The 13,648-nt window shown below is 33.2% G+C and carries 7 protein-coding genes; 6 read left to right on the top strand and 1 reads right to left on the bottom strand.

Translation table 11 applies throughout. The annotated features are described in order from the left end of the window. Positions 1-215: 215 nt before the first annotated feature. From ABD939_RS11125 to ABD939_RS11150, 6 genes are read left to right on the top strand one after another with little or no spacing between them, the layout of a single operon-like run. Positions 216-2,822, top strand: coding sequence for a UvrD-helicase domain-containing protein (locus ABD939_RS11125; protein ID WP_345168454.1), 2,607 nt, complete (start codon positions 216-218; stop codon positions 2,820-2,822). Continuing rightward, positions 2,822-3,646, top strand: coding sequence for a PD-(D/E)XK nuclease family protein (locus ABD939_RS11130; RefSeq protein ID WP_345168459.1), 825 nt, complete (start codon positions 2,822-2,824; stop codon positions 3,644-3,646). The genes ABD939_RS11125 and ABD939_RS11130 overlap by 1 nt, the downstream gene beginning before the upstream one ends. A gap of 8 nt (positions 3,647-3,654) precedes the next feature. Then, a complete protein-coding gene (locus ABD939_RS11135; protein WP_345168461.1) occupies positions 3,655-5,619 on the top strand; it encodes a DUF262 domain-containing protein in 1,965 nt (654 codons plus the stop codon). A gap of 3 nt (positions 5,620-5,622) precedes the next feature. Continuing rightward, positions 5,623-7,578, top strand: a complete 1,956-nt coding sequence (locus tag ABD939_RS11140) for a site-specific DNA-methyltransferase (RefSeq protein ID WP_345168464.1) — start codon at positions 5,623-5,625, stop codon at positions 7,576-7,578. Positions 7,579-7,582: 4 nt separating this feature from the next. Continuing rightward, positions 7,583-9,052, top strand: a complete 1,470-nt coding sequence (locus tag ABD939_RS11145; protein WP_345168468.1) for an ATP-dependent DNA helicase — start codon at positions 7,583-7,585, stop codon at positions 9,050-9,052. Between the two features lie 9 nt (positions 9,053-9,061). Then, on the top strand, positions 9,062-12,025 hold the full coding sequence (locus tag ABD939_RS11150) for a restriction endonuclease (RefSeq protein ID WP_345168470.1): 2,964 nt from the start codon (positions 9,062-9,064) through the stop codon (positions 12,023-12,025). 86 nt (positions 12,026-12,111) lie between these two features. On the opposite strand, the gene ABD939_RS11155 is transcribed toward ABD939_RS11150, so the two are convergent. Further along, complete coding sequence (locus ABD939_RS11155; RefSeq protein WP_345168472.1) at positions 12,112-13,449, bottom strand: exonuclease domain-containing protein; 1,338 nt, start codon at positions 13,447-13,449, stop codon at positions 12,112-12,114. Between the last annotated feature and the right edge of the window lie 199 nt (positions 13,450-13,648).

Consider the following 13,648-nt stretch of genomic DNA (forward strand, 5'->3'; position numbering starts at 1 on the left):
CCAATGTATTAAAGTTATTAATTATTCAACTAATAATGCTTTTATATTAGCTTAAAGAAAAACTATATCGATGATAAATATTGATAATTTAAGAACCATATTTATTAAATAAATCTGTATGTATTCAACTACTTTTTATATCTTTAAAAACTCCTAAGAATTAAATTTTAAAACAAAACTAACACTACAATTATACAAGCTATAATTAATATTTTATGGTTGAAAAAGACATTACCTTCTTCTGGAACTTAAAAAAATTCAAACCTAACAATAAACAAGAAAAAGCAATATTACATGTTGATGGTCCATTGTTCTTAACAGCAGGTCCAGGTTCAGGCAAAACTAGAGTTTTGTTATGGCGAACGGTAAACTTAATTGTTTTTCATGACGTAGATCCAAAAAGAATTTTTCTTGCAACCTTTACAGAAAAAGCAGCTCATCAATTAAAAGATGGACTAAGAAGTTTGCTTGGACTTATAACAAACGAAACAGGAGTTCCGTATGACATTTCAGGAATGGCAATTGGAACTGTACATTCAATTTGTCAAGATATATTAGTGGATAGAGATAGATGTTTTTCAGATGAAAGAAGTAATTCACCAATCCTATTAGATTCTCTTTCACAGTATTTCAAGATTTATAGGAGAGGTTATTGGAGAGAGCTTTTAAATGCTGGAGGGTATATGACTTCTGAAGATATTGAGAAAAACGAGGAAAATGCGCAAAGAGAAATAAACAATTATTTTGATGGGAAGGATTTCTATTCAAGGCACTATGCTGCTAATAATTTAATTGCTATTTTCAATAGATTTTCAGAAGAGAATCTAAACCCAAATGAGGTAAAGACTTCAGACGAAGTTTTACAACGTATTCTCAAGATGTATGATTTTTATTGTAAGACGCACAGAGAAGGCAAAATAGAAACAGTTGACTTTTCACTTTTACAGCAAAGAGCTTTTAATAAGATTAAAGATTACAAAAAATCTTGTGATGTTTATGACCACATTATTGTAGATGAGTATCAAGATACCAATGCGATTCAGGAACAGATTTATTTTGAATTAGCTAAAAAATGTAAGAATATTTGTGTTGTAGGTGATGACGACCAAGCTTTGTATCGTTTTAGAGGTGCAACCGTTGAAAACCTTGTAGAGTTTGAAGATAGATGTCAAAAATATTTGGGTTTAAAACCTACACGTATTGACCTTGATATTAATTATCGTTCCAAAAAAAATATAGTTCAATTCTATACAGATTTTATCGAGCAAAGCGATTGGTCAAAGCCAAAAGGAAATGGATATTACCGAGTGCATGACAAAAATATCTTGCCTTTCAATCAAGAAGATTTTCCGGCAATAATAACAACCGACAGAAATGATCAATCCGATGTTTTTGCTCAAGTTGCTCAATTTATCTATGATTTACGAGAACAAGATAAAATTGAAGACTACAATCAAGTAGCATTTTTATTTCCTTCTTTAAGCTTTAGAGGTGTTAAAAATACAGCAGTTGAACGATTTGAAAACGCATTAAACAATCTCGGTATTCAAGTTTTTGCGCCAAGAGCAGGACGTTTTTTAGACATACAAGAATCATTAGATGTTTTTGGTTTAATGTTTCATATTCTTGGGAGACCGAGCCATCAAGGAAATGTTAGTGGTGGACTGCAAGATTTTAGAATGTGGCAAATAAGGGCTATGACAAGGGCAGAACAACTGATGGCACAAGATAGTTTCTTAAAAGAGTATGTAGAAGATAGGCAAAAGGAGATTGAAGGGATGCTTTCTGATTATGAGGCCTTAATGAAAGTCATCAACAAGAAAAAATGGAAACTTAACAAGCCATTACAACTCGATATGATGCGTGATTTGGCAAGTGCATCTGGTCTCTCTGCCAAATGTAGAGCGACACTTCAAAAACGAGCCTTTTTAGATTTACTCAAAAAACGACAGCAAGCTAAAGAACCAGTTTCATTAGCCTATGTTGTGAATCGAGTTACTTCTGCAGATTGGAGTGTATTAGATATTTTCTATCAAATAAACGGTTTTAAACATTTTCAAGACATGTACCAATTGGCTGAAGAAGGTATTGATGAAGGTCCTGTATGCAACCTTGGGCTCATTACGCAATATTTAGCAAGATTCATGGAAGAGTATTCAGCAATTATTACGGCTTCATTCCTTTCAGAAAGAAAGTTTGCTAATACATTTGTGGGTTCTTATTTATATGCCATCTACAGATTAGGAGAATCCGAATATGAAGATGCAGACGACCCATTTCCAAAAGGACGTGTCCCTTTTTTAACTATTCACCAATCCAAAGGATTGGAATTTCCTTATGTAGTAATGGGGAATTTAAACAAAATTGATCGAGCTGCGGATATGAAGGAAATAATAGTGAGAGACTTACTTAAAAAAGAAGGTGAACCACTAGATAAAATCTCACATTTCGATAATATGCGAATGTTCTATGTTGCATTATCACGAGCCAAACAAATGACTTTGTTACCTCAATGGAAACGGCAGAGACAAAGTCAGGCGTTTAAGAATATGTTTAAAGCAAACGATTTTCCAAAACTTGATGAATTAGAATTTAATACAATTCCTCAAATCACTTTAGACGAAGAAGATTTAGGCAAAAGCTATTCCTATACTGCAGACTATCTCAATTATCAACAATGCCCAAGAAAGTATATGGTGTTTAAAAAGTATGGTTTCATTCCATCACGTTCTCAAACGATGTTTTTTGGTAGTTTAGTACATCAAACCATTGAAGATTTACATCACCTACTCATTGCTAATCGTAAAAAAGAAAGTGTCTAATGGAAGATTTTGAAGTAATTGAAAAGATTAGAGAGTATTTCGAAGAGAATTACGAATTGTTACGTCTTGAAGGTGGTCACGCAGTAACCGAAGATATCAAGCAATTGGCATTAACCCAAGTACTCTATTATTTTCAGAAAATGAAAGACGTGGCGAACAAGGTTACGGATACAGAAGTAAAACTAACATTGCCAAACAAAACTACACCTAAAGGCAGAAACTTTACCATTGAAGGTATTGTCGATATTGTACGAGACGATGACGAAACGTGGATGTACGATATCAAAACCCACGATTTAGAATACGTGCAATCCAACAAAGAGCATTACGAAAAGCAACTTAACGTCTATGCTCACATCTGGCAGGAGCTTCGTGGTCAAGCATTAGATAAAACAGCAATTATTTCTACGGCATATCCGGAGGGTTTAAAACAGGCACATTTGCTCAACGACCAGTTCAGAATACAGTATGAGTTATCCAAATGGAACCCAATGGTCGATTTAGAATTTGATCAACTTAAAGTACAGGATGTCATCGATGACTTTGCTGAAACTGTAGATTGTATTGAAGATAAAAAGTTTAAACCTGCACCAACCGAAAAGTTGCGTGAGAAAATGGAGGGAACGAATGCTTTGTTTGGCACTAGAGTTTGTCGAAACTGCGATGCACGTTTTTCTTGTTCATCATACAGAGAGTATGCTACAAGTAAAGGAAAAGGTGAACGCGGAAATTTTAAAAAATATTTTGATGATTTTGGTAGCGATACCGATAAAGAAGATTGGGTAAATGCAAACTTGCAAGCCCGAAATCCAGATAATTTATAAAACTATTTATGACTAAAACTAAATATGTAACCGATTTATTAACCATTGAAGAAGTAGTTTCAGGCAAGCTTTTTAAGATACCAGATTATCAAAGAGGCTATTCTTGGGATAATGAACAAGTAGAGGACCTTTTAACGGATATTGAGCATATCAGTCATCAAGACCATAAACACTATACAGGTACTTTAGTTATTTCCAAGGATGCAACTAGTGAACGCTATAACATAGTTGATGGACAACAACGTTTAACAACACTCATAATATTGCTTAAAGAACTTTATGAAATAGATAAAGAAAAATATAGTCATATTCACAACACCTTTCTCATTCAAAAAAAAGGGCAATACATTTTAGAAACTAATAAAGAGACTGATGCATTTTTTAAAGAATGTATCATTGGTGATAAAAAGAATATTCCAGCAACCATTAAATCACTTCAAAATTTACGAAAGTCAAAAACTCAAATCTATAAATGGTTGCGGTTACAGAATGGTAGTATCGATGTTATTCATGATACAGTTTTAAACAAGCTAGGGTTTCTTTGTTTTGCACCAGCAAACATTAAAGAAATAGGTATCATGTTCGAGGTGATTAATAATCGTGGCAAAGCATTGTCAGAATTAGAAAAAATCAAAAACTATTTCATCTATTATGCAACTATAAACAATAAGGTTTCCTTACAGGTTAAAGTAAATAACAACTGGGAGTCCATTTTAAAATATTTAAGCGAATCTGGAGTCATCTCAAATCAAGATGAAAACAACTTTTTAAGAAATTGCTATTTGGTGTATTACTCTGCCAACAAGAGTAAAAGTTGGAATGTATATGATGAATTGAAATTAAAATATAAACCAGATGATAAATCTGATTTAGAAGATAAAATTGAAGAAATTGAAGGCTTCATAGATTTTATTCAAGAAGCTTCGCAATCCTTTGCTTATTTTACGAATGGTGATGTCTTTATCCGTGAATACGAAGGACCATTAAAAAAAGAAATTGCTACTGTCCTTAAACAATTACGTTGCCATCCAGTTAATGCATCGGTACTACCAATGTATTTGGCAACCATGTCTTATCTACAAGATAAACCAGAAACGGTTTTAGAATTACTTAAAATCATTGAGATAACAAATTTCAGAATCTATGTATTGCCAAATGCCAACATTTCACGTGCTGATAGCAAACAAGGTGATTTATTCTTTTGGGCAAATGAGCTTTTCAATTGTGAAGATTGGCATTCCGATAATGATGATGAAAAATATGAAACCTATCTAGGGAGTGAAATCCATGGTGATATTTTTGATTGTACCAAAGCGCAGCTTATAGATTTTACCAAACGAATGTGTCCTGAGTCTGTTTTTGTACAATCACTCACAGTAGATTTGGACGAATCTATTGATTATTACCATTGGAATGGATTACGATTCTTTCTCGCTTCTTATGAAGAAGAATTAAACGTAAATCGCAAGATAACTTGGGACATCGAAAAGATTTTAATTAGCAGACAGCAAACCAAAAAGGAAAAACTTAACGATTACCTCTCACGAGAGCATATTTGGGCAAATAAAAATTTATTGCAATACTTCCCAGAAAATTACATAGACAAACGTCGTTTGGGCAATTTTGTCCTCATAGGATTATCAAGTAATATTCAGATAAATGCATGGAATATTGAGAATAAAGTGAAATTTCTGATAGACAATTCTTCTAGTCCAATGATGCAAGTCAATGAATTAAAGAAAAAACTGGATAAAGCTTGGACATTTGCCTGCTCAAAAAATAGAGTAAAGAAAAAGAATTTTTACAGAAATTTAGGTTGCTCTTTAATTGACCAACGCGAAAACGAATTAATAAAATTTGCCTTAAAAAGATGGAAATTTGAAGATGAAAAGTTTAATCGTTTTATCGAAATAGATACCTTTAAGGCAGTATCACAAAACAAAAATGAAACCTTCTTTTTAAAGGAAAAATAAAATATGGCACACGAAAAACTACAACCAGAGTTTACATTCGATGACGATAAAATTAACCAACTCAAACAAATTGTACCAGAGTGTTTTGAAGATGGTAAGATTAATTTTGAAACGCTACGCCAAAATTTAGGCGATTGGGCACAAGATGAAGACGACGATACGCTAGAACATTTTGGACTCTTCTGGCCAGGTAAAAAAGAAGCACGTAAACTCGCAGCCATTCCAAGTGAAGGGACTTTTGAGCCTGTGTATGGCGAAGGCTTAAAACCAGATGGCACGCCAGATAACGATGGTAAAAACGACTCAAAAAACATCTTCATTGAAGGCGAAAATCTAGAGGTCCTCAAAATCTTACAAAAGAGTTATGCCAATCGTATCAAAATGATTTACATCGACCCACCATACAACACTGGTAACGATTTTGTGTACGATGATGACTTTACCGAACCCTTACAAGAATATTTACGTAGAACAGGACAAATAGACGAAGAAGGCAAGCCACTCACCACCAATAAACGTAGTGATGGTCGTTTTCATAGTAAATGGTTAAGCATGATGTATCCACGTTTACGTTTAGCACGTAACTTATTGAAAGAGGACGGTGCAATTTTTATAAGTATTGATGATAATGAAGTGCATAATCTACGTGCGATTATGAATGAGGTTTTTGGGGAAGAAAATTTCATTTCTAATATTGTTTGGAAAAGAAAAACAGGTTCCGGCTCTAATATTGACAAAGTTTTTTCTGAACATGAATATGTATTAGCTTATACAAAAAATAAATTTTTGGGAGAAAAATGGAGGGTTAAAGATGATGAAGATGGTAATTTTAAAAACCCTGATAATGATGATAGAGGACCTTGGGAAAGTTGCGCAATTACTGCACCATCAAAAAATAGAAATCAAAATCAATTATATCAAATAGAGGTTTATTATGATGCGAATGATGATGAAAAAATAATTGATAAGAACGTAATTGATAGTTTTTTTTATCATAACAATCTGATAGTATTTAGAGAGGTTGATGGTAGTTCAATATCTTCTGAAGAGTTTGATGAAAATAAGGGTATTGCTTATTTTATTAGAAGATGGGCATATATTCCAAGTTCTATGCGAGACATATTTGATGATAATCGAGTATTTCTTAAGGGTGCTAATATTCCTAGATATAAAAAATTTGAATATGAATATGAAGGGAAAGCTTTAAGAAGTATTTACTATAATGAATTTAGCACACAACAAGGAAGTCAAGAATTAAGAGAATTATTTGGGGTGGATATTTTAGAGTATCCAAAACCAGTTGATTTAATAAGAGAATTTATCACTTCCACTAACATGGAAGGTGAAATAGCATTAGATTTCTTTGCTGGTTCAGCTTCAACAGCTCAAGCTGTGTTAGAGTCAAATCTCGACAATTTAGATGTAAGATTTATTTGTGTCCAACTACCTGAATTGACTAATGAAGATAGTATTGCATTTTCACAGGGTTATTTAAAAGTTTCAGATATAGCAAAAGAAAGAATTAGAAGAGTTGAAAAAAAACTTAATACTAATTCGGGTTTTATAAATTATAAGTTAATAAATTCTAGTTATAAAACATGGCAAGACATCAATTCAACAAACGTTAGTCAAGTAGAACTAGCATTAGATGAGTTTGCCAACAGCCCATTAAAACCAGATTGGTCAAAAAACAAACTGCTTACAGAAATACAATTACTAGAAGGCTTCCCATTAGATAGTAAACTAGAGACTTCCAACTTTGGTAAAAATGAGGTCAACCAAATCAGTCATGAGGATTTAGAAACCAAACTGCTCATTTGTTTAGACGACAACATAGAAGAAAACCTCATTTCAGATTTAAAGTTAGATAGCAATAGCATCTTTATCTGTTTAGATACTGCCATTAGCAACCAAGACAAACTGCGTTTGTCTGATAAAGGTTTAATTAAAACGATTTAAAGAAATGGGTTGGATAATTGCAATAGTAATTGGGTATTTTGTGATTCGTTCATTCTCTGGGAGTTCTAATTCAAGTTCTACCTATAGACCATCCACACCACCAAAATATTCACCACCTACAGTTTTAAACCAAGACCAAAAAGAAATTGTAATTGCTAGACCTAAAAAAGAAAAGCGTCTTGCAAAATATGATAATTCAATTCCCGACAATTTAGTAATTACGGATGAGTTTCAAGAAGCTTTTGACTTAATGGATAAAACTAGAGAAAGTGTTTTTATTACTGGTAAGGCAGGAACAGGTAAGTCTACATTGTTAAAATACTTCAGAAAGAAAACAAGAAAGAATATTGTGATACTTGCACCTACTGGTATTGCAGCATTACAGGTCAATGGGCAAACCATACATTCGTTTTTTAGATTTCCACCAAGATTTATAAAATTAAATACCATAAGTAAAAATGAACAACGTTCAGAATTGTTTCAAAAACTAGACACACTTATCATTGATGAAATCTCAATGGTGAGTGCAGATATTATAGATGGTATTGATAAATCTTTAAAATTGCATAGAAATAGCAATTTACCTTTTGGAGGTGTGCAAATGGTTTTCTTTGGTGATTTATTTCAATTACCACCTGTGGTTGTTGGTAAGGAATTAAATGAATTTTATAATAATCATTTTGGAAGTCCATATTTTTTTAGTGCAAATACATTTAATAATTATAGTTTTAAGAAGATTGAGTTACAAAAAATATTCAGACAAGCAGGGGATACTACTTTTATTGATATACTCAATCAAGTGCGCAAAAATCAAATACATGATGACACTTTAGAAACTTTAAATGAACGTGTTGTACCTGGATTCTTACCACAGCGAGATGACTATTTCGTTACGCTTTGTACAACCAATAAAGTTGCTGATGGTGAAAATGCCAGACGTTTGGAAGGAATTAATGCGAAATCTTATTTCTATGAGGCAGATATTAGCTCAAATTTTGACACAAAATCTATTCCCACTTCAGAAGTATTAGAATTAAAAGAAGGTAGTCAGGTGATGTTGTTAAAAAATGATAGTGGTAAACGCTATGTAAATGGCTCAATCGGAAAAATAAAGAAGCTTACAGACGATAAAATAATAGTTTCTGTAAATGGAATGTCAATAGAATTAGAAAAGGCAGAATGGGAACAGGTGGAATATAAATACGATAAGGAAACTAAAAAAATAGAACCTATTGTAACCGGTACTTTTAGCCAGTATCCTCTAAAACTAGCTTGGGCAATTACTATTCATAAGAGTCAAGGTCAAACATTTGACCAAGTAGTAATAGATTTGGGTAATGGTGCATTTGCACATGGACAAACCTATGTAGCATTAAGTAGGTGTACATCACTAAATGGAATTATTTTAAAACGAAATGTACAATGGACAGATATAATTCTAGACCATCGTGTAGTTCAGTTTATGGAAAGTTAAGAAGAAAATATGAGCAAACTTAAAATACATTTTGAAAGCGATCAAGAGCATCAAGTAAGAGCTATCGATAGCACGATAAAACTCTTTCAAGGCTATACCAAAAGAGATACTGGCTTTCAATTAGGAGATGATACTGTTGCTAACATGGACCAATATGAAATGTTGGATGAAACTTGGCTGTACGATAATCTCTTGGAAGTACAGCAAGATAATGGATTGGTAGAAGATATGTTTCTTAATTTCGATGATGGCTTTGAGGTTACTGGTATCGATTCTTGGCGTTATCCATATTACACCTGTGAGATGGAAACAGGTACAGGTAAAACTTATGTGTATTTGCGTACAATTCATGAGTTACGAAAAAACTATGGTTGGGGAAAGTTTATCATCATTGTGCCAAGTGTCGCTATCTATGAAGGTGTTGTAAAAACATTCAAAATTACAAAAGACCATTTTGCATCGCTCTATAACAACGAAACCATTCACCTCACACAATATTCAGGTAAAAACATCAGTAAGCTGCGAAGTTTTGCAAATTCATCAGCAGTGGAGGTAATGGTGATGACTATTGATTCTTTTAATAAAGAATCAAACGTCATTTTCAAACCTACTGAAAAGCTTCAAGGAGAAAAATTACCGTATCAATACATTCAAGAAACGAGACCAATTCTTCTATTAGATGAGTCTCAAAACTATACGTCACCAAAATCGAGGGAAGCTTTACGAACATTACACCCATTCTTTGCATTGAAGTATTCAGCAACACCTACAGAAAAAGGGAAAACCTCTGAAGAAAACAGAGAGTTAATGAATCGTTTTTATCACTTGTCACCTGTGGATGCCTTCAAAATGGATTTGGTAAAGAAGATTGAAGTTCTTGGTGTTACAGAACAAAACAACCTAAACGACAATCAGTTATCTCTAATACTAATGGAAGAAAGGGCTGGATATGGTTTAGGATTAGAAGCAAAACTAAATGTTATTAAAAATGGTGAGGTAAAAACAGAAACCATCAAACTTCGCAAAGGCGACGACCTTTTTGAAAAAACCAATAACGAAAATTTCAAAGGATTGGTGATTGATGAAATCAACAAATCATTAGGAGTTGTATTTTTTACTAATGGTACAGAATATAAAGTAGCAGAAGGTGGTGACGTAACACTATCAAAAGAGGAAATTTTCAGAGTTCAGATTGAGGAGACCATCAAGTCTCACATGAAGAAGCAGAAACAACTCATCAATAAAGGCGTAAAAGTATTGTCTCTTTTCTTTATTGACAAGGTTGCAAATTATGTAGAAAGCGATGGTGTCATCAAAAAACTATTCGATGAAGCCTATGAAAGATTGAAAAAGCAATATCCTTTTTATGATGGTTGGTCTGCTGAACAAGTAAGGGAAGGTTATTTTGCTAAAAAGAAAGCCAAAAATAAACCAGATACATATGTTGATACTTCGGTAGATAAAAAGACAAAAGCAGAAAAAGAACTGGAGAAAGTAGCCTATAACTTAATAATGAAAGACAAAGAAAAGTTATTGAGTTTTGAGGAGAAGACGAGCTTTATTTTTGCACATTCTGCATTAAAAGAAGGTTGGGATAGTCCAAATGTATTTCAAATATGTACACTCAATACCGCATCTTCTGAGAATAGAAAACGTCAGGAAATTGGTAGAGGTTTGAGGCTTTCAGTAAACCAAGAAGGGAAAAGGGTTACAGATGAAGGTGTCAATGTGCTAACAGTAATAGCTAATGAAAGCTATGAGTCGTATTGTGAACAATTGCAAAACAATTACCGAGAAAGTGGAGATGCTGCACCACCAACACCAAGTAATGCTCGTAAAGTAGAAGCTAAACGAAATAATAAATTATTCAATTCAGAAGCTTTCAATAGTTTTTGGAAGAAGCTCTGTCAAAAAACAAATTACAAAATAAAGATTGATGAAGATGAGTTATCCAAGCTTTGTGTTGACAAACTTAATATAGCCAAATTTCCAGAACCAAATATCGTTGTGGTTAAAGGGCGTTTTGTGATGACCGATTTTAAAATCACACTCAAAAACGTGATTGAAGGAGTAATAAAACTTGAAATTCTCAAATCAGATTCCGACGGAAATGAAGAAAAGATTAAACGCAATTTTAAAGTTGGCGATGATTTGGCCAAAATCGCCAAAGACGAACGTTTAAAAGGTTTCAAGATCGTAGACGCTAAATCCGACGAAGACCATTCTGAAATTGTTTTTTCAGATAAAGGTATTTTAAGAACTGGTGAAGCCATCACCTTTTCAAGTGAAAAGGGACAGAAAGGAGATCCACAGCACAAACAACAAGCACAAACTACGTATCCAATTTTCAATTTCATTGAAAGAGCAGAAGAAGCAACACATTTAAAAAGAATCACGTTAGTTTCTATCTATAAAGGACTGAATAAAGAAGTCAAAGAAAAAATCTTCAAAAACCCTGAAGGTTTTACTTCTGTTTTTATAGATACAATTAAAGGTACTTTAGCAGACCATATTGCGGCTAATGTTGAGTACTCATTAACTAAAGAGTTAATGGACTATGATTCAGAAGATATGTTTCCAGAAGCTCGTAAATTCCCTCAAAAAGAATTGGTTGATGGTTCAAATTGGTCTTTATACGACCAAGTGCAAATTGATTCAGATATCGAAAGACGATTTGTAGAGTACAAACTAAATGAAGATGATAAAGTAGTTTGTTTTTTCAAATTTCCAAATCAATTTAAAATCTCATTACCTAAGATTATTGGGAATTACAATCCAGATTGGGGAATCATCCGTTGGGATGAAAACGAAAAATTTAAGTTAGAATTGGTTAGAGAAACCAAAGGAAATGTCAATCCAAACTTATTACAATTTCCTAATGAAAAACGTAAAATCGATTGTGCTACTAAACATTTTGATTTAACTAACGTAGATTATAAACAAATTAAAGGTGACGAGGTTGTTTGGTGGTAACGATTTTTAATAAGTTTAAACTAGTTGAATAAACGATAATAACTACAAAGTTCTTAAAAATTTAATCAAGGATAATAATTGATACGTTAGGTATTTACCAACACCTTCCTAATAATCTTTTGAATATCACTATTATCTTGCTGCCGTATTAAAAAGGTTTCTAAATCTTCGGTGCTGTTAATCTGTTCGGTTTTATCAATAAAGCCATAACCCAAATAGGTGCCTTGTGCAATCATAATAAAGGCATCTTCGTAATCGTAGCGTCCTTTCTGTTTTAAAACAACATCTTTTTTATGGGTTTTAAGGCTGTCTATGGCTTGTAACACACGTTGGTTATAAGTTCCAATAGCTTCATGGTCTTTACAAACCCCTTTACAGGTATGTATTTTAAAGTGGTTGCAAGTACCAACGTTTTCTTGTAAATGGCAATACTTTGGGCAGAGTTCAAACTGCATACAGAGCTGTTCTATTTCTTGGCGGCATTCGGTTATAGAATGTAAAACCAATATCGGGTTTGGTGTGGCTTTAAGGGTGTTATACGCTAAATGTAAAATCCCTTTTCTATCAGTATAACTAAAAATAGCATACATTTTAGTAGCACGTTTTGCCACTTGGTTGTATTCTGGGTAATGCTGTTTTATGGCAGCATCTTCCATAAGTAAGGCAATTAATTCACTTCCAGACAATGCAAAATCAATATCAGCCGTTTCACGACACATGGCTAAAGATTTCTTCGTTTTACTATAAAAATGACTTAACACACGCTTCTTAATATCTTTAGCTTTCCCTACATAAATAATTTTCCCTTTTTTGTTTTTAAAGTAATACACACCGGGCGTGTTGGGTAAATTATTAAACACTGTAGTTGGTAAATGCGAAGGCAATGTGGCTTCCTTAGACGATTTTTTTAAAAAGTCATTAAAAACAGTTTCCGCATGTTCTTGAGCAAGTAAAAGTTCAAACAAAATAACCGTAGCTTCAGCATCACCTCGCGCTCTGTGACGATCTGCAATACGAATATGCAACGCACTGCACAATTTCCCTAAACTATAAGATCGATGCCCAGGAATTAATTTTCGTGCCAACCGAATGGTACATAACTTTTTTCTGTTAAAGTCAATACCAACAGCTTTAAACTCATTCCGAATCGCATTATAATCAAAATTAACATTATGCGCTACAAAAATGCAATGATCTGTAAAGTCAAAAATAGCCTGTGCAATCTCTGAAAACGTTGGTGCATCAGCAACCATGCCATTATCGATACCCGTAAGTGCAGTAATATAATCTGGAATAAGCATCTGCGGATTAATCAAAGACGTAAACTCATCAATAACCTGTGTCCCATCATATTTAAAAATAGATATCTCAGTAAGCTTATTGCTTTTACCTGTGGTTTCAACATCTATAATGGTGTATATCATATTTGGGACTAAATCTTGGTGCTTATTTTTAAAGGAGATTAAAGATATTAATAATATTCGAAATTAAAAGGAGCACAACCAGTGGTAGTCAGATATATTTTAGCTTATTCAATAATAAAGCGCAAAAAAAATCCCGACACAAAAAATGTATCGGGATTCAAAAAAGGCGACGACCTACTCTTCCACAAATGTAGTACCA

Origin of the sequence: Algibacter aquimarinus (genome assembly GCF_039543265.1) — a bacterium.
Classification (GTDB): domain Bacteria; phylum Bacteroidota; class Bacteroidia; order Flavobacteriales; family Flavobacteriaceae; genus Algibacter_B; species Algibacter_B aquimarinus.

Excerpts from the sequence above, each read along its gene's own strand:
- ABD939_RS11145 (WP_345168468.1), top strand. The coding sequence starts at position 7,583 with ATGGGTTGGATAATTGCAATAGTAATTGGGTATTTTGTGATTCGTTCA.
- ABD939_RS11125 (WP_345168454.1), top strand. The coding sequence starts at position 216 with ATGGTTGAAAAAGACATTACCTTCTTCTGGAACTTAAAAAAATTCAAA.
- ABD939_RS11140 (WP_345168464.1), top strand. The coding sequence starts at position 5,623 with ATGGCACACGAAAAACTACAACCAGAGTTTACATTCGATGACGATAAA.
- ABD939_RS11130 (WP_345168459.1), top strand. The coding sequence starts at position 2,822 with ATGGAAGATTTTGAAGTAATTGAAAAGATTAGAGAGTATTTCGAAGAG.
- ABD939_RS11135 (WP_345168461.1), top strand. The coding sequence starts at position 3,655 with ATGACTAAAACTAAATATGTAACCGATTTATTAACCATTGAAGAAGTA.
- ABD939_RS11150 (WP_345168470.1), top strand. The coding sequence starts at position 9,062 with ATGAGCAAACTTAAAATACATTTTGAAAGCGATCAAGAGCATCAAGTA.
- ABD939_RS11155 (WP_345168472.1), bottom strand. The coding sequence starts at position 13,449 with ATGATATACACCATTATAGATGTTGAAACCACAGGTAAAAGCAATAAG.